Origin of the sequence: Paenibacillus agricola (assembly GCF_011440305.1) — a bacterium.
Classification (GTDB): Bacteria; Bacillota; Bacilli; order Paenibacillales; family NBRC-103111; genus Paenibacillus_S; species Paenibacillus_S agricola.
The window spans coordinates 110932-126331 of record NZ_JAAOIW010000019.1; the positions used below are offsets into that span (position 1 = coordinate 110932).

At 41.2% G+C, this 15400-nt stretch carries 19 protein-coding genes, 1 rRNA gene and 2 pseudogenes; 6 read left to right on the top strand and 16 right to left on the bottom strand.

The window, feature by feature from the left end:
- Positions 1 to 10: 10 nt before the first annotated feature.
- Positions 11 to 706 (top strand): histidine phosphatase family protein, encoded by a 696-nt coding sequence (locus G9U52_RS32480; protein ID WP_166155503.1) that lies wholly within the window; start codon positions 11 to 13, stop codon positions 704 to 706.
- 211 nt (positions 707 to 917) lie between these two features.
- Here the strand turns inward: G9U52_RS32480 and G9U52_RS32485 are convergent, their stop codons facing one another.
- From G9U52_RS32485 to G9U52_RS41925, 6 genes are all read right to left on the bottom strand, one after another.
- The gene (locus G9U52_RS32485; RefSeq protein ID WP_243767688.1) at positions 918 to 1121 is read right to left on the bottom strand and encodes a Rieske (2Fe-2S) protein; all 204 of its coding nucleotides are present in this window, start codon (positions 1119 to 1121) and stop codon (positions 918 to 920) included.
- Between the two features lie 65 nt (positions 1122 to 1186).
- A complete protein-coding gene (locus G9U52_RS32490) occupies positions 1187 to 2404 on the bottom strand; it encodes an MFS transporter (RefSeq protein ID WP_166155505.1) in 1218 nt (405 codons plus the stop codon).
- Complete coding sequence (locus tag G9U52_RS32495; RefSeq protein WP_166155507.1) at positions 2401 to 3312, bottom strand: acetamidase/formamidase family protein; 912 nt, start codon at positions 3310 to 3312, stop codon at positions 2401 to 2403. The genes G9U52_RS32490 and G9U52_RS32495 overlap by 4 nt, the downstream gene beginning before the upstream one ends.
- Before the next feature lie 275 nt (positions 3313 to 3587).
- On the bottom strand, positions 3588 to 4157 hold the full coding sequence (locus G9U52_RS32500; protein WP_207953348.1) for a DUF6884 domain-containing protein: 570 nt from the start codon (positions 4155 to 4157) through the stop codon (positions 3588 to 3590).
- A gap of 12 nt (positions 4158 to 4169) precedes the next feature.
- A complete protein-coding gene (locus tag G9U52_RS32505; RefSeq protein WP_166155510.1) occupies positions 4170 to 4787 on the bottom strand; it encodes a hypothetical protein in 618 nt (205 codons plus the stop codon).
- Complete coding sequence (locus tag G9U52_RS41925; protein WP_375790304.1) at positions 4784 to 5074, bottom strand: hypothetical protein; 291 nt, start codon at positions 5072 to 5074, stop codon at positions 4784 to 4786. Before G9U52_RS41925 ends, G9U52_RS32505 begins: the two co-directional genes overlap by 4 nt.
- A gap of 604 nt (positions 5075 to 5678) precedes the next feature.
- On the opposite strand from G9U52_RS41925, the pseudogene G9U52_RS32510 reads away from it, so the two are divergent.
- A pseudogene (locus tag G9U52_RS32510) lies at positions 5679 to 5876 on the top strand (transposase); the annotation flags it as partial.
- A gap of 295 nt (positions 5877 to 6171) precedes the next feature.
- On the opposite strand, the gene G9U52_RS32515 reads toward G9U52_RS32510, so the two are convergent.
- Positions 6172 to 6741: a hypothetical protein gene (locus G9U52_RS32515; RefSeq protein ID WP_166155516.1), complete on the bottom strand. Its 570-nt coding sequence runs from the start codon at positions 6739 to 6741 to the stop codon at positions 6172 to 6174.
- A gap of 311 nt (positions 6742 to 7052) precedes the next feature.
- Here G9U52_RS32515 and G9U52_RS32520 point away from each other — a divergent pair, with 311 nt between their 5' ends.
- On the top strand, positions 7053 to 7898 hold the full coding sequence (locus G9U52_RS32520) for an alpha/beta fold hydrolase (RefSeq protein WP_166155519.1): 846 nt from the start codon (positions 7053 to 7055) through the stop codon (positions 7896 to 7898).
- A 322-nt stretch (positions 7899 to 8220) separates the two neighbouring features.
- On the opposite strand, the gene G9U52_RS32525 is transcribed toward G9U52_RS32520, so the two are convergent.
- From G9U52_RS32525 to G9U52_RS32560, 8 genes are all read right to left on the bottom strand, one after another.
- Positions 8221 to 9192 (bottom strand): aldo/keto reductase, encoded by a 972-nt coding sequence (locus G9U52_RS32525; protein WP_166155522.1) that lies wholly within the window; start codon positions 9190 to 9192, stop codon positions 8221 to 8223.
- Between the two features lie 4 nt (positions 9193 to 9196).
- The gene (locus G9U52_RS32530; RefSeq protein ID WP_166155525.1) at positions 9197 to 9631 is read right to left on the bottom strand and encodes a MerR family transcriptional regulator; all 435 of its coding nucleotides are present in this window, start codon (positions 9629 to 9631) and stop codon (positions 9197 to 9199) included.
- A 352-nt stretch (positions 9632 to 9983) separates the two neighbouring features.
- A complete protein-coding gene (locus G9U52_RS32535) occupies positions 9984 to 10229 on the bottom strand; it encodes a hypothetical protein (RefSeq protein WP_166155528.1) in 246 nt (81 codons plus the stop codon).
- Between the two features lie 43 nt (positions 10230 to 10272).
- Positions 10273 to 10986, bottom strand: coding sequence for an IS21-like element helper ATPase IstB (istB, locus tag G9U52_RS32540; RefSeq protein ID WP_166155531.1), 714 nt, complete (start codon positions 10984 to 10986; stop codon positions 10273 to 10275).
- Complete coding sequence (gene istA / locus G9U52_RS32545; RefSeq protein WP_207953349.1) at positions 10983 to 12440, bottom strand: IS21 family transposase; 1458 nt, start codon at positions 12438 to 12440, stop codon at positions 10983 to 10985. The genes istB and istA overlap by 4 nt, the downstream gene beginning before the upstream one ends.
- Positions 12441 to 12790: 350 nt before the next feature.
- Positions 12791 to 13024: a hypothetical protein gene (locus G9U52_RS32550; protein WP_166155534.1), complete on the bottom strand. Its 234-nt coding sequence runs from the start codon at positions 13022 to 13024 to the stop codon at positions 12791 to 12793.
- Between the two features lie 372 nt (positions 13025 to 13396).
- Positions 13397 to 13558, bottom strand: a complete 162-nt coding sequence (locus G9U52_RS32555; RefSeq protein ID WP_166155537.1) for a hypothetical protein — start codon at positions 13556 to 13558, stop codon at positions 13397 to 13399.
- 205 nt (positions 13559 to 13763) lie between these two features.
- On the bottom strand, positions 13764 to 14177 hold the full coding sequence (locus G9U52_RS32560) for a hypothetical protein (RefSeq protein WP_166155540.1): 414 nt from the start codon (positions 14175 to 14177) through the stop codon (positions 13764 to 13766).
- Between the two features lie 342 nt (positions 14178 to 14519).
- On the opposite strand from G9U52_RS32560, the gene G9U52_RS32565 reads away from it, so the two are divergent.
- The 3 genes and pseudogenes from G9U52_RS32565 to G9U52_RS40410 form a co-directional block, all read left to right on the top strand.
- Positions 14520 to 14846, top strand: coding sequence for an NUDIX hydrolase (locus G9U52_RS32565; RefSeq protein ID WP_166155543.1), 327 nt, complete (start codon positions 14520 to 14522; stop codon positions 14844 to 14846).
- A gap of 21 nt (positions 14847 to 14867) precedes the next feature.
- On the top strand, positions 14868 to 15101 hold the full coding sequence (locus tag G9U52_RS32570; protein ID WP_166155546.1) for a hypothetical protein: 234 nt from the start codon (positions 14868 to 14870) through the stop codon (positions 15099 to 15101).
- Positions 15067 to 15165: pseudogene (locus G9U52_RS40410) on the top strand (histidine phosphatase family protein); the annotation flags it as partial. The gene G9U52_RS32570 and the pseudogene G9U52_RS40410, both read left to right, overlap by 35 nt.
- 108 nt (positions 15166 to 15273) lie before the next feature.
- On the opposite strand, the gene rrf reads toward G9U52_RS40410, so the two are convergent.
- A 5S ribosomal RNA gene (rrf, locus tag G9U52_RS32575) occupies positions 15274 to 15390 on the bottom strand.
- Between the last annotated feature and the right edge of the window lie 10 nt (positions 15391 to 15400).

Genomic DNA, 15400 nt, shown 5'->3' on the forward strand with positions numbered 1-15400 from the left:
AGTGAACCGCATGAAAATCTATTTGATCCGCCACGCCGAACCCGATTACCCGAATAATACCATTACGGCCGCGGGACATTTGGAAGCGCAAGCATTGGCAAGCCTGCTGCAAGAAATCGGCATCGATCGCATCTATTGCTCACCGATCGAACGGGCCGTCCTTACGATGCAATATACCGCCAATCTTCTCGGCATCGAACCGGTTATCGAACCGTGGACGCGCGAATTAAATTGGCAAGCTCCCGACGACCAGGGCCGCCCCATCGCAGCGTGGAACATCCCCGGTGAAACGGTGCGCGCCAGCCGGCCTTACCCCGATCATGAAATATGGCCAGCACGGGCACCTTATCAGAATTATGTTGATCATTACGAAACGATCAAAACCAATTCCGATGAATTTTTGCAACGGCACGGATATATCCGAGAGGACGGGCGTTATCGGATTGACAAACCGAACCAGGAATCAATCGCCGTGTTTTGCCATTTGGGCTTCGGGCTTACGTGGCTGTCTCATTTACTGGAGCTTCCTTTCCCAATCGTCTGGAGCGGATTCTGGCTACCCCCTAGCTCCGTAACAACGATTTTGTTCGAGGAGAGAAGTGAGCAATGGGCCACCCCCCGCTGCATCGGTCTTGGATGCGTGGCCCATCTTCACAAGGCGAAACTGCCCGTCTCGCCTATGGGTTTGATGGCGAACACCATTTGACTTCGACGATTTCTGACGCAACTGCCCCCGTATCCGCGCCAAGCGAATCGTGGGCTTTTTCCGTTTGCGGTACGAAGTAATTTCCGAGCCTCGTATCCTTGTATATTACTTAAAAATTAACCGATTTACAAATAAAAGCTTACAAAGTATTAGCCTTTGTAAGCTTTTATGATCATACTTTAGCAACCTCTCATGCTTCTTCCCATCGGTTCTACAGCACGAGGTAAATGTATTTGTGATCAAGTTCCAAATTGCCCGGCTCCAGATTCTCTGATTGACCGTTTTCTAACCCATCATTGCCTACTTCCAGCTCACCCCGCATCAGTTTGTTTTCGGGATCGACCAAATGCTCGCCTGTCTTGAGGTCGAACTCCCAGCCATGCCAAGGGCAGCGGAGAATTTCATTGTCCCTCAAAGAAAAGCTTTATTATAATTAACCACATTTTAGTACAAATAACCAAAGTTTATATCCGTTTATGCCTATATCAACTCATTGCGCGCCTTCAAAAATTTGTATAAGATGTATCCAAATACAGCACTAATCAGCGCACATAAACCTATAAAGCCATATCCAGCTTGAAGCCCGCGCAGTAAGCCCTGTTCCAAATCCGTTCCGTAGCCAGCTTTAACTCCACTTGTGATGGCACCAATCACATAATTGCCGATCACACTGCCTATTCCCATTAAAGTAACCGTAAATGTGATCGCGGTATCACTGCCGCGGGGGTATCTCGTGGCAATAAATGCCATGATAGTCGGATAAATAGGAGCGATCCCCACCCCTGCTGCTGCAAAAAGAAAGACCATCGATTCCCCGCCCACAATAGCAATAAAGGTACAAACTGCGGAGAAGCCGGAAAAAATGATAAGCGATAGCGTAAACCCTATTTTATCCGTGACCGGTCCGAGAAACAGTCTGGCAGCCGAGAAGCAAAAAAAGAACGCAGACAGCATCCCAGACGCGGCTACTGTGCTCCAACCATACGATTTTTCCAAAAAATTGACCAGCCACCCTCCAACCGCCAATTCCGAAACAACGCCAAATGTCAGCATAAGCATCAGTAGCCATAACGCAGGGTCACGCATGAGTGCTTTCAGCGGAATTCGATCTTCATGAGGCAGGTCGTCACCTGGAAAGGAGCTTAAAAGTGCAGGGATCATCGGCAGCACCGACAAGGAAAGCATAATCAGGTACATCCCCCGCCAATCCAGCAAATGGCCATAAAGGTGCACAGACATTAAACCTGTGGCAATCATTGGAGCTACGGTCGAGCTGATTCCATAAAAGAAATGGGATAAATTCATCATGGTACCGGTGTTTTTCGTGAAAATGCGCGCACCTAATATGGCAAGACCGATTTCGAGCATGCCATTGCCGATGTACATCAAGAAATAAGAGGATGAAAACACAGGATAGCTGTGTGAGAAAAAGATCAGGATACCAGAAACCAGCATAGCTGCAAAGGCAGTCAGGCTGACGTTTTTGATACCCAGCTTTTTCGTTAAATAACCTGTGAAGGAGCAGGCAATTAAATAACCCAACGCATTAAGCGAGAGCAATGAGCCTAGCTGTACTTCATCCAAGTTAAAATCGTATTGAATTCTTGGAATCGCGGGTCCTTTAATATTTTCCGATATTCCAAAAATAATAAATCCAATAAAAATAGTTGCTAATTGCATGGCATACTTTTTATTCATAATGTAGCTAAAAGTTCCTTGGGTAATTTGCACGCTATACTATAAGCAGGATTATAAACATTGGCGATATCATATTCCACGGTCTGGCCTAATAACAGGCTGGCCTCCGTTGCTGTCAAGCTGTAATCCTCTTGAAGCATCGCCAGCATCTCTGTTGTGGCATGCTGTAATGCTTGGTCAAGTGGCCTACTGTTGCCGATGCAGAACACATGAGTGTCCGATTCTCCTCGCGGCCAGCCGATCGTTTTACCTTTTCTTAGACGAACCGTGAAGCGGACATCTAATGAGATTTCGATACCCGTACCTACGATTTCACCATCACCCTGTGTTGCATGGCCGTCCCCAAGATGAAAAAGCGCGCCTTCTGTGAGAACTGGAAAATAAACCGTAACTCCGGCAATCAGCTCTCTGTAATCCATATTTCCTCCGTACTCACCGCTTGTAGCCGTAGATATCGATTGTCCCATGCCAGGAGCAACCCCAAAGCAGCCTAGAAAGGGTCGCAAAGGCAGCTTCAAATTGGCAAGCCCGGGAGTTGGATTCTCAAGAAAGGCCAGTCCGTTGGCAACATCTACTGTCCACCTTACAATTTCTGAAGGATGTAACACTGCAGCAATGTGAGGATCAACGACATTAAGTGCAAGTGCATTCCGGGTCCATCCCCATTCCCTGTTAGGAACCAACGATTCCAGAGCTACCTCTAGCGTATCGCCTGGCATAGCGCCCTCCACGTAGAAAGGCCCCGTCATCGGGTTTCCACGAGCAGCCGCAGCCTCGCCTTTATGATCCCAGCCTCTGGCGTCAACAGTAGACGTTACAACTGTATCACCGCTACTAATGTGAAGCACGGGGGGATGCTGTCCCAAGGTATTAACATATTGCTGGGGTTGAAAATGATGCACGGTCATTGCGCTGTCACCTCTCCTTGTCCAAGTCTCAATATAGTAATCCTGCCATAACATAAGCCTTATGTCTATTCTCTTATTTAAATAAACAGGGAACACCCAAATATTGAGCAAATAAATGGATGTTAAATGAAGAATATTTTGTTTAAAACCTACGGAAAAAAATTCCCCCAAAAATATCTTTCCAAAACACAGTGTAAGAGCATAAAGATTCCTGTTAGTCGAATGAAGAACCTGTAGCCTATAAACGTAATAATATCCGGAATCAATATTTCCCTCTATATGATCGATCTAATGCCTATATATGGGAAAAATCGATTTACACAGGCTTCGATAGTCCGGATGGTCTTACTCGTCGACGACCGTATGGAAACTCTGCAGCTGAACCTGTAGCTTATATAATGAGGGGTATAGGAAGCGTATTTTATACGAAAGAATGAATGCGGAGAAAAAGTAATAAGAACAATCCCTATGCCCTTACCCATTAATGGTACACTCCATTTAATTCCCTGCGCATCCAGCAATGGCAGTAGAAACTTCCGATAGTTCATTCCTGCGTAAACGTCCACACTGTTTAAATTCAAGCTTAATATCTGATCCGCGACTTTCCTAGACCACTCTTTTTTTTCAGGTGCTTTCATATTGTTAAGCGTTACGTCATACGGATCAATAACTTCATCCTTACTTAACAGCCCATACTTGGCAGAAAGAATAAACCAATCGTTGTACCCTTGCTGCTCGATATACTTAACCGCTTTGCTGAACAATGCCGACTTTACATACAATTCTCTAGATGAGCAACTGTATTCCTGTTTCAACTTGGTACAGCTAATTAAAGCGTACATCATAGTCACCTGCCATTATATACCGTCTACGTTTAGTAATGTATCAGCAAATTGAACTGATGCTATAGCAATCATTTCTTTTTCAACCGCAGGCAATGAACAGGACAAACCAGACAAGCCTTTGTCACCAGTAAACCAAGGTGCAATGAAAAAGAATATTGGCTCATTTAGCATAGGCGGATCATTAGTTTCAAAGAGGGCTTTTGCCCAAGTCATGTATTTCTTACTTGGTTTCTTATAGGCTTGAAACCCATACATCGCATGACTTAAATCGCCAATATGATAAGCAATCCCGTCACCCCATCTTGCGAATTTATGCTGGTTCTTACGGATATTCTTTATATTTTCACTGATAGGATTGGTTACGCCCTTTTTTTCAGCTTTGCCTATGTACATCGGTTGGAAGGATGCAGCTAATCCTTTACCCATCACGTAAATCAAGCCTTCCCAGGCATCGTTACTTATATTATTTTCAATCGTACTAATAATTGCATTTTCCATATCAGCTGAGCGCATTAATAATGTACGATCATTCTTTGTTTTGACATTAACTAATAAGCCATCTTTAGTACTAAACAAAGGAACAAAGTAATGATTGGATAACTGCATTAACCATTCATTAAAGTCTATCATCTGCGGTTCCCCTCTTTGTTTAGGAGCGTGTCTGGATAAGCATCAGAAGCCAGGCTAACAAGTTGATATTCAATTGATCCAATGGTTTTTGGAAACCCTTTAATTGGCGGCTCTGATATAGCTACCTCAGGAATAACCATCAAAATGCAATCGTAGTTTGCTCGATTATTATCTAACAGATAAATCTTCCACTTGCTATAAGAGCTTTTTCCTATATTCAAGTTTTTTATATGACTGTTCCAACGTCTTACTGGTGTTTTACTCTTGCCTATATATGGGTATATAATTGTGTTCGTCCTTTACACAAAGTAAATAGATGCACTCCGAATCCTCTTTGCCCTTCAATAGTTTAGTAATGCTGTTTTGAATAGCGATACTATCTACGGACTCACCTTTCATGCAAAAGGAACAAGAGTAATATTCCATATAAGGATTAATCCATAGGCTAAATAAAATCTTTTTTTCAAATGTCATTTAATGCACTCTCCGTATTCAATAAGTATGATTATACCATTAACCATTATATGACAAAGTATATTAAGTTTTCTTTCAACAAAAATTCTGATCGAAGCACCACGGCAACTGTTCCACCAGTGACAAACGCACGTTCTATATCATTGTGCAGCGGACAAAGGCTCTATTATAATAGATATATCAATTGATGAACAACGGGGAGGGGAATGACAATGGATAACTTCGTGTCTGAAAAAATGACTAAGGCAGGAGAAGTAACAATCCCAACTGAAATAATAGATAAGTTAGAATTACAGGAGGAGATAGACTAAAGGAATGCGACAATAAACTAAACAAAGTCGAGGTGTCCGAGATGAGAAAGAAATACGATAAAGAATTCAAGAGAGAAACGGTTAAAATGATTCAGAACAGGGGAAACCGGTGGCTCAGGTAGCTAGGGAGCTGGGGTTGTCCGACAATACCTTGTACCGCTGGATGAGCGAATTCAAGCAAGATTCCGGTAACGCTTTTCGTGGCAGTGGCATCTTAAAGGTCGAAGACAAGAACCAGGCTGACCTGCAAAAGCGGATCTGGCAGCTTGAAATGGAGAATGACATCTTAAAAAAAACCATCTAGTTCTTCGCAAAAGACCGTCGGTAAGTTACACGTTTATCTATGAACACCGCTACGAGTACCGACTGGAGAAGATGTGCCGCATTATGGAAGTTTCTCGTAGCGGCTATTACAAGTGGTTAAGGTGTCCTGAGAGTAATCGTGTGCGCCAGCACAACTCTTCGATTGGGTACAACACGCCCACTGATTATGAACGTTTGTACCATGGTCTGGCTGTGTGAGCATAAAATCTGTGTCTACTATCTTGACAGAAGTCCAATAGGCAGGTGGACCCACTTCTCCCCCAAATCCTAAATAGTTACCTTCTCACTTTTCGCCAAACAAAGAAAATCATCATTCCTATTACTGCAATTCCAATCACTGTAACCCAGACATACGGATCTATACGGTAGAGTTCACCTTCAAGATTAACTTGTTCAGTTGGCACTTTGCCATCGCCTAATATAGCTAGATCCTCTTGCACTTGAACTAATACATTCGTCCGGTCGCAAATTATGGTAATAAGAAGCTCTTTGTCTCCATACATGGTAGATGGGTGGGCATATACTAAATAATCCTTACCTTCTTCAAAACGAAATCCACAATCACCTCCACCGCTTCCCGTGTGTATAATGATTTGAGATTCAGATCCACCTTTCCATATATGGCTTACTTCGAATAGTGCGGCTTTCGTCATACTTCCGTTCAAGTTTCTTTGCTCCTTCACTTCAAGGACACGACCAGCAAAAACTGCTTCCGAACGATTCAATTCTGCTTCGACAGTTTGGGGTTGAGCACATGAACAACCATAAACAGTCGAAGGAATGAAGATCGTCATGATACTTAAAACTAGACAATACAGCAAAACCAAATTTATTATTTTTCTCATTATAGCTCACCCTTCTATCTCCAACATAAATAACTCAATTATTAAACGATCCGAAGTTACCATATGTTTCAAGTCCATACCAATAAGAAGCAACTAACAGGTGTTAAATTAAGTGAATTTCCTTAATTCAAAGATGTAGAGACTCGACGGCAATGAACACCCAGTTCAACTATCCTCCCTCTATGAGGAATCGTTAATCTCTCAAATATAAAATAAGAAAGTACTTAAAGGCTTCTTCTTCACATACTTTGGTAATGACGGGATATGAACATTTCGGAAAGGGAGTTGAAATCATAGTACTATATAAAAAAATGAATATCGAAGGGTTGAATATTTTTTTTCGTGAAGCCGGATCTACGAACCACCCGACCCTTATCCTTCTTCATGGATTTCCAAGCTCTTCCTATATGTTCAGGGATTTGATTCCTCTTCTTGCAGACCGATTTCATGTCATTGCTCCTGATAACCCCGGATTTGGAAATAGCAGCATGCCTACTACGGAAGAATATCATTACACCTTCGAAAACTTATCCATTGTGATTGAAAAGCTGATTGCTAGGCTCTGTATTTCTCACTATATATTGTATATCCATGATTATGGGGGTCCTATCGGATTTAGGTTGGCTATTCGTAATCCGAACCGTATTCTTGGTTTTGTTATTCAGAATGCAGTGGCAGATGAGAAAGGGCTGGGGAAACCGTTCGATCTCTTCAAAGCGCTTTGGGTGGACCGAAACCCAGCAACTGAAGCGGCATTTGCCAAGCTTATAACGTTTGATTTTACAAAAAGTCAATATTTAGTAGGAGCCTGTCAACCTTACCTGATTAGCCCAGATGGATATTCAATGGACCAATTTTTTCTGGACCGTCCTGGAAATAGCCAAATCCAGCTGGAGCTAGGCTACGATTATAGAAAAAACGTAGAAGAATACCCCGTCTGGCAACAATACTTGCGAACCTATCAGCCTCCGACACTGGTAGCCTGGGGTAAAAACGATTTTATCTTTACATTGGAAGGGGCTTATGCCTTTAGCAGAGAATTAATACATATCCAAACTTGTTTTCTATGCGGGGGACATTTTGTACTGGAGGAACAAAGTCGGCATGTTTCGGAGCTTATCAAGAGCTTCTTTGGTCGCATATACACTTGGCAGTGAATGGTGAATGGCTTTCATTTGCGAATGTGGCGGGTCTTAAAATAAAGTTGTTTAAAATACATTTCGATTGAACTATCGTACCCATCCCTCGATTTTGGGTTTATCTCACATATACTCACTCATTCGCAGGATTTCGTCGCCATACAACAGATCGAAGAAGTGCAAATTGTTATCCGGATATGCCTTCTCTTGCTCAGACGACACGCTGAAAAAAATTGGTTTCTCCTGTACAAAAAAATCCCACCCTATGGGCAGGATTTGAAATGAATTAAGCATTCACTGTCTCAGGTTTTACACTTTAATGTATTTGATCCACTAGAGTCTACCCATTAAGTAGCGTCATCTGTTCTTTCATATATCGGGTACCATGAACGACATGTTTAGGGCTAACTTCTTCAATACGAACCAAGTCCTCAGGAGTTAGTTCAACATCCACGGAGGCTGCATTTTCCTCTAAATATTTTATTCGTTTGGTTCCCGGAATCGGTAGTGCATGATTTGCTATGGTCCATGCTAGAGCCAATTGTGAAGGAGTACAATTCTTTTCATTGGCGATTTCCTTGATTTTATCTGCGATTTCTATATTCTTATTAAAGTTATCACCTTGGAACCGTGGCATATATCTACGAAGATCATTAGCATCCAAATCTTCAAACTTTCGAAGTTCGCCAGTAATAAAGCCCCTGCTCAACGGACTGTAAGCAACATGAGTAATTCCTAGTTCTCTTGCAACAGGGAGAATCTCATCTTCAATATCCCGACTCCAAAGAGAGTACTCGCTTTCTAATGCCGAAATTGAATGTATCGCATGTGCACGACGAATAGTGGAAGCAGATGCTTCTGAAAGGCCAAGATAGCGTACTTTCCCCGCCCTAACTAAATCAGACATCGCCCCAATCGTCTCCTCGATAGGGATATTGGGATCTACACGATGCTGGTAATAAAGATCAATATGCTCAATGTTTAATCGACGTAAGCTCTCTTCCACTGCTTCTTTGACGTAATCTGGATGACCGCTAATTGTTTCATAATTAGGTGTGTAGGAAAACTTAGTCGCAATAATGGCCTGATCTCGACGTCCTTTGAGTGCTTGTCCAAGAAGCTCCTCGTTATGCCCATTTCCATAAACATCAGCGGTATCGATCAAAGTAACTCCCAATTCCAGAGCACGGTGTATGGTCTTAATGGACTGTTCATCATTTGTTTCTCCATACATACCTGGAGACATTCCCATAATCCCCAGTCCAATCGAAGACACGACTAGATCACTGTTTCCTAATTTTCTTGTTTTCATATATTTATCCCTCTCTATCGCTTGCTGAGTGTTGTTGATTTTCCATTTTGTTTAACAGTTGACTTTCTGAACTGGCCCTTCCCATTTCTATATCTTCATATATGGACAGCTTGTTATTCACAGCATCAAGAGCTTCTGCAAGCTCACTTTGACGTCTAAATAAATCCTCTTTGTACTGATTAAGAATTGATTTTCTTTGAGGAATTGTGGAATCGCCATCTAATGCGAGATTGACCATTTGCTTCAGTAAAGACATCTTCATTCCAGTTGCTCGAAAACATTTCATCAGCCTGATCCAATCCAGGTGATCTTGTTCAAACAGACGATTCCCGTGCTTATCTCTCTTGATGTAGGGAAGTAATCCCTCCTTCTCATAATAACGAATGGTAGGTGCCGAACAACCTAATCGCTCTGAAGCTTCTTTTATAGTAAATGCCATGTTCATGGATCCCTTCTTAAAATTTGTTTTCAGATGCTTTCGTCAAGTTCTTCTACATCATAATCCTTAAACCGCGCTTTAAGGCAACCCTAAACTTTTGAATGTATTATTGCAAGTCATAAATGATAAAGTTTATCAAATATGGGAATAACATCATGTGCTACTATTAGCATTTGACAAGAACATATACCGTAAAAAAATCGCAATTATGCTACTCTTAGGCATATAAATTCCTTCCCTTACAGAACGGCTGCTAAGTTACGATAGCCTCCTATTTTTGCGTTAAACTGCCAGTTAATTACGCGGCCATGATGAAAAATTAAACAACTTTATTATGAACTAAGCAACTTTATTATAAAACAACATATCTTTCATAAGCAGGGTGATCATCAAAAGCCTCATATATATCGGTATGAAGGTCTGGAAAGGGTTGTTCTTGACCTTGAGGTGTTAACGCATTGACCGCTTTTCTTAGCTCAAGAACCATGGATTCCAATGTTTTTGTATAGGTTAGCAATCCAATAATGAGATCGTTTGACTCTCTATCTTTAACCTCTTCATCTGCGTCTATGCTATATGCAGCTTCATCATATGACATGGGTATTGCCTCCTTGTTTGGTTTGTATGAGCCGGTAAGAGTCCTATACATTCATATCGAGAATATGGGATCGGAACGTAATACGATCAATGAGAGCAGCTACCATAATTTCATTCTCAAATAACTCTGTCCATCTGGAGAACTCTAGATTGGTTGTTACAATGATGCTAGCACGTTCAGAACGCTCAGAAATAACTTGAAACAGCATTTCAGATTGATGCCGATTAAAGGTCAAATAGGACAACTCATCCAGAATTAAGAGATCAATTTGAGCTAGGCTCTTCTCGAACTTGGATAAGCGATTATGCTGCAGTGCTTCCGACAGTTCTGTAGCCAGATTAGCGGCTGTATAGAATCTAACAGTAAAGCCTGCTTGGCATGCTTTCATGCCCAGAGCGATACTCAGATGGCTTTTCCCAGCGCCTGGATTACCGATCATCACAATGTTTTGCCGGTTTTTAATGAAGTCACAGTTGGCCAATTCCCATACTGTAGCACTGGAGATGCGTTCTAATCGACTAAAGTCAAATTCGTCAATCGTCTTTGGAAAAGGAAACTTGGCAGTCTTTAGTTTTCGTTTTTGCTTATTTTCTTGGCGTTGTAGGACTTCTCGCTTCATGAGTTCACGAAGAAAGTGCTCGTAGCTTTGATTCGTATCCAACTGGCGGATAATGTCTTCATACGCTGCAAACGAAGGCGTCTTTAAATGCTTAGCGTATAACTTTATGGTTTCTTTCGTTGGATTTATGGTGCTCATATGGCGATGTCCCCTTGAATTAACTGGTCATATTGCGTAAGTCCGGTGTGTATCACTTTAATTTCATCCGTCCGCGGAGGACTAGGCTTTGGAGGTGCATGTGGCATTAAGTAGGCAGCAATCTGATCTTGATAGGGTAGATGATCTGCGGCAGCAATAACCTTGTCTTCACCATGATCCACACATAACCGCAACAAATTCACCATTTCTCTGGGCCCTGAAAGGCGCCTTCCAATCTCCATAAGCTCAGAAGATACGGAGTTTTTAACCGGCTTAGCATTAAATACACTTCGAGGTCTTTGCTCGATAAGATCGATGTAATGCTCGAGTTTGTAATGGGATTCACCACGCCCATAACAGCGGGGATACGTCGCTACAACTGTTTGCTTATGGATGATTGTGATTTCATTCCCATAGCCTTTAATACTCACGTCCTTGTCTACATAGGTCATGGGGACGGAGTAGTAGTTATGGTCAAACTTGATCGTGGAGAAGGTATCTACAGCAGCTGTCATGCTTTTACTCGTGTCAAAGCGGTACTTAGGCAAGGCTATGAGCTTTGGTTTTTCGATCTCGACCATCTGACCTACCGTTGATTGCCTGCGATCAATCTTATGCTTCCGATATTTCTCGCACCGTATTAGCAAGGCTTCGTTAAGCTCTGCAATATTGTTTACTCTCGGTATGGGAACGAGTACATTACGCCGTATCCAGCCTACCAAACCTTCTACGAGGCCTTTCTCATGTCCAGCAGCAACATTACAAAATTCGGTTTTAAAGGCATAGTGAGCGGATAGGATTTTATAGCGTTCTTGCACTTTGGCATGGGCTCCGAAGCCTTCCTTAACGGCTACTTTGGCATTGTCAAAGATCACTTTTGCGGGAACTCCCTCAAAGTGCTCAAATCCGTTCATATTCCCTTCTAGAAAGCTTTCTTCATTTTGTCTGTAGAACGCTTTGACAAACATATCTGCACTAAAGCATTGCCTCATACAGAACAGATAAACCTTTACTTTTTTAGCCTGCAGATAGACCGTAGCTTCGCCCCAATCGATCTGTGCTTCACCTGGTTCAAAGCTGAGAGGGATAAATGCTTGCGGAGCCTTCTGTCGTAGTTCAGCTACGATTTGCCGTACGGTGGATTCTCCGCCTGTAAAGCTTTGTTCATCCACTAAGCGATCGTAGATTCTGCGAGCTGTATGCTTTTGCTTTTTGATGTTTTCCGCTGCGTCTTCCTCCAGGCAAGATGCAATGAATTCCATGATGGGAGGTGTGACAACATAAGGCTTTCTACCACTGGTTCCGCTGCGTTCCCAAGGAACATGATCTCCTTCACAATATTTTTTAACCGTGATTCGTGATATGCCCAATAATTTTGCGATTTGACGCTGGGACTTGCTTTCATGTACGTACAGTTGCCTGATTTTTTCGTACATATCCACCTCGATGATCATCCTTTCCTTAGCCTCCTGCAAAAAAATTATCTGCATAATTTTACAGGATTTTTGATGGAGGTGGTATACTATTATCCTAGCAATGAAGTTGTTTTTGGCCTACTATTATCCTAGCATTCATACCCCCCCGTGGGAGGAAAATGATTACATTTCAATACTATATTTTAAAATTCTTAATGTGGTTGGTAATTTGAAATGTTCATCCAATTATGAGAGTGAAGATTCCAACCATTTAATCACGAACTTTTGTTCTCCTTTTGTTCTATTCAAACGGTATATATGTATTTTATAATTCTTTTTCCTGAAATAAATTCGTCCCTCTTTGGAAAAGAGGAATTCAGCAACAGCCCCTAGCTTTGTTTCAACCGTATTCTCCCGAATTTTAGAATCGACTGTATCAAATTGATAATGTAATTGGGGTAAATCACATCAAATCTCGGTTCATACTCTCTCTCCAATATTTTTCGTTCTTCATCATTCAAAACTCTTCCGTTTTCATGTTCGTAGGCCATCATAGCATTTTCTTCCTGTTGCTTCTCTAACTCTTCCTTAATCCGATTAATGGTTTGTTCAGATTGTTCCATTGCAGAAATAAACTCTGTGAGTTGTTCATCATCTTTTTTCTGTAATTTCTCCTTCTCTTCAGTTGCAAGTAATAATTCTTGTTGTACTGCGGCTTCTCTTTGTTCTAGGGGATTGTTATTTCTTGGGTGCGGGGATAGATGAAGCTACTGCTTACTCATCCCAAAAATGATGAACTGCTTTGTCAGCTGCTTTGTCAGCTGCTTTGTCAGCTGCATTGTCAGCTGCCTTGTAGTGGACATTGGATCTTTATTAATGTCTGTTTTACAAAGTTCGCAGCCTTTTTCTTCATATTCAATAACATCTATGTTACTTTTATCCAAACAATAATTTTTCAAAACCAGGAAGCTGAATAAATGAAAATCATGATTATATCAGCATTTCTTGAAACCAATAATGCCATAGGTTTTAATGAGTATATCCAGTACTTGTACAACAGCATAGATAAAATCAATAATTTTTACATCTTCATCTAAATCAAGTTTTTGCATATCACTGTATGCATTTTCTCTTCGTTTTGTCTGGTTAACGTCCATTGAGTACCTGCTGGCTCCGCCTGCCATTCAAAAGAGTTCGATATTTTGAGTTCATCGTCAGGCACACACCCTGGAATTATGCGGGTCAATGCTTCCAAAAAATCGTCCAAGGGATTTGTAAGATCGTTGTAAAATAGCATTTACATTCATTTATCTCAATCTCTCCATCTGCCCAGCCTAGAATTATCATTTTCACGATACCATCTTAGCTAATTCCATAATAGTTTTTGTAAAATGTGATCACGCTCTCTCTTGAAAAATCATCAAAATCATTAGTGCGTCCACTCTTTTCCAAATATTTAAGCTGGTCATTAGCATATAAAGTATTAAGGCTTTTCAAGTATCTTGTTGTCTCCTCAAATCCAGCTCCACAAAGCAATTGCACATCAATATAGATACCTGCATCAACACTTTTTCTTTTAGCACTCCATATAAGCAGGGTATCCTCTACCTGACCAAGACAAAATAATTGAATGCACAATGTCTTCATATACTCATTGTCGTCAGAATTTCGATCATTAATTTCATAAATCAGCAATGAACGTATATCTTCTATGTGCTTTCGATCAGGCTCTAATCCATAAAATCTCAATATTCCTTCTGTTCGATCTATCTCCATTAGGTAGTAACTCCTTGTGTTTATAAGATTAGATTCTAATTCTTAAGATTATGGCTAATACAGATTTTTCATACCCGCCATATGTTCAAGTTAAAAGTTTGAGTTAACAGGATATAACTGCCCTACTTCACGATCAATGCTTATTCGACATTTCTCACCAATTCCCTGCAATGATATCATCCTTCTCATTAAAATCATGCTTACTCGCTGGCTTGTATTGCATCCCCCTCTGTTGATCATCGAAACGCACCTTAGAAGCCCATGTAGGCGGTCTGATGATGTTAGTGGAGAGTGGTTTATATCTTTTTACTTATTTGTTGTTCTCAGAATTGGCATAGCACTATGATTACTTTGCGACGGGCAGTAGCGTTTCTATTCCATGAAAATCAATTGTTGTTTATGCAAAAAGAGAATAAAAATAGTTTCCTTTCGGGTATGGTTATTCCTATCGGGGGTCACTTAGAGCAACATGAAATCAGTATACCAAAAGAAGCATGTTTAAGAGAGATCGAAGATGAAACTGGTTTAACAAAGGATGATTTGTCTTACCTTAATTTGAAATACATAGTCTTGCGGATAAAAGATACCGAAATTCGAATCCAATACGTTTATTTCGGAAATGTGAAACACACTAATGTAGTCGATAGTGAAGAAGGAAGGCTCTTTTGAGTAAATTGTGAAGAAGCTGGTATGTTGAATGTAACGGCAACAACGAAGTATATTTTGGAGCATTATTCAGACTCTTCAAAAGTCAGTTCAGATGTTTTTATTGGAACAATGAAGGCTAATGATGGCCACCATGATCATAACATGGGCTTTATTAGAAGATTGGGAATTGACTTCATCAAGTTTAATAACGCACAAATAGTAGAAGAGGGCGGAGTAGACTATGAAAACTTTTATATATATGGTAAGACACGCTGAATCGCCTTTCAAATTCGGAGAAGAAAGAACAAGAGAGTTATCAGAAAATGGAATGCAGGATTCAATAAAAGTTGCTGGGGGTGCACGATCTGCAGCCTCTGAATATGTATAACATTCCTTATTGGATAGATAAAAAGTGCCTTAAGACGTTAGTCTTAAGGCACTTTACTTAGCTTGGCAATGTCCTACTCTCCCAGAACCCTGCGGTTCAAGTACCATTGGCGCTAGAGGGCTTAACGGTCGTGTTCGAGATGGGAACGTGTGGTTCCCCTCTGCCATCATCACCAAACGGTTGCTTT

Coding starts and splice junctions, on each gene's coding strand:
- G9U52_RS32505 (WP_166155510.1), bottom strand. CDS start 4,787: ATGATAGACTTTAATGAATGGTTAATGCAGTTATCCAATCATTACTTT.
- G9U52_RS32555 (WP_166155537.1), bottom strand. CDS start 13,558: ATGGACGTTAACCAGACAAAACGAAGAGAAAATGCATACAGTGATATG.
- G9U52_RS32520 (WP_166155519.1), top strand. CDS start 7,053: ATGAATATCGAAGGGTTGAATATTTTTTTTCGTGAAGCCGGATCTACG.
- G9U52_RS32530 (WP_166155525.1), bottom strand. CDS start 9,631: ATGGCATTTACTATAAAAGAAGCTTCAGAGCGATTAGGTTGTTCGGCA.
- istA (WP_207953349.1), bottom strand. CDS start 12,440: ATGATCATCGAGGTGGATATGTACGAAAAAATCAGGCAACTGTACGTA.
- G9U52_RS32480 (WP_166155503.1), top strand. CDS start 11: ATGAAAATCTATTTGATCCGCCACGCCGAACCCGATTACCCGAATAAT.
- G9U52_RS32550 (WP_166155534.1), bottom strand. CDS start 13,024: ATGGAACAATCTGAACAAACCATTAATCGGATTAAGGAAGAGTTAGAG.
- G9U52_RS32490 (WP_166155505.1), bottom strand. CDS start 2,404: ATGAATAAAAAGTATGCCATGCAATTAGCAACTATTTTTATTGGATTT.
- G9U52_RS32515 (WP_166155516.1), bottom strand. CDS start 6,741: ATGAGAAAAATAATAAATTTGGTTTTGCTGTATTGTCTAGTTTTAAGT.
- G9U52_RS32525 (WP_166155522.1), bottom strand. CDS start 9,192: ATGAAAACAAGAAAATTAGGAAACAGTGATCTAGTCGTGTCTTCGATT.
- G9U52_RS32495 (WP_166155507.1), bottom strand. CDS start 3,312: ATGACCGTGCATCATTTTCAACCCCAGCAATATGTTAATACCTTGGGA.
- G9U52_RS32560 (WP_166155540.1), bottom strand. CDS start 14,177: ATGGAGATAGATCGAACAGAAGGAATATTGAGATTTTATGGATTAGAG.
- G9U52_RS32535 (WP_166155528.1), bottom strand. CDS start 10,229: ATGTCATATGATGAAGCTGCATATAGCATAGACGCAGATGAAGAGGTT.
- G9U52_RS32570 (WP_166155546.1), top strand. CDS start 14,868: ATGTTGAATGTAACGGCAACAACGAAGTATATTTTGGAGCATTATTCA.
- G9U52_RS32500 (WP_207953348.1), bottom strand. CDS start 4,157: ATGATGTACGCTTTAATTAGCTGTACCAAGTTGAAACAGGAATACAGT.
- istB (WP_166155531.1), bottom strand. CDS start 10,986: ATGAGCACCATAAATCCAACGAAAGAAACCATAAAGTTATACGCTAAG.
- G9U52_RS32565 (WP_166155543.1), top strand. CDS start 14,520: ATGATTACTTTGCGACGGGCAGTAGCGTTTCTATTCCATGAAAATCAA.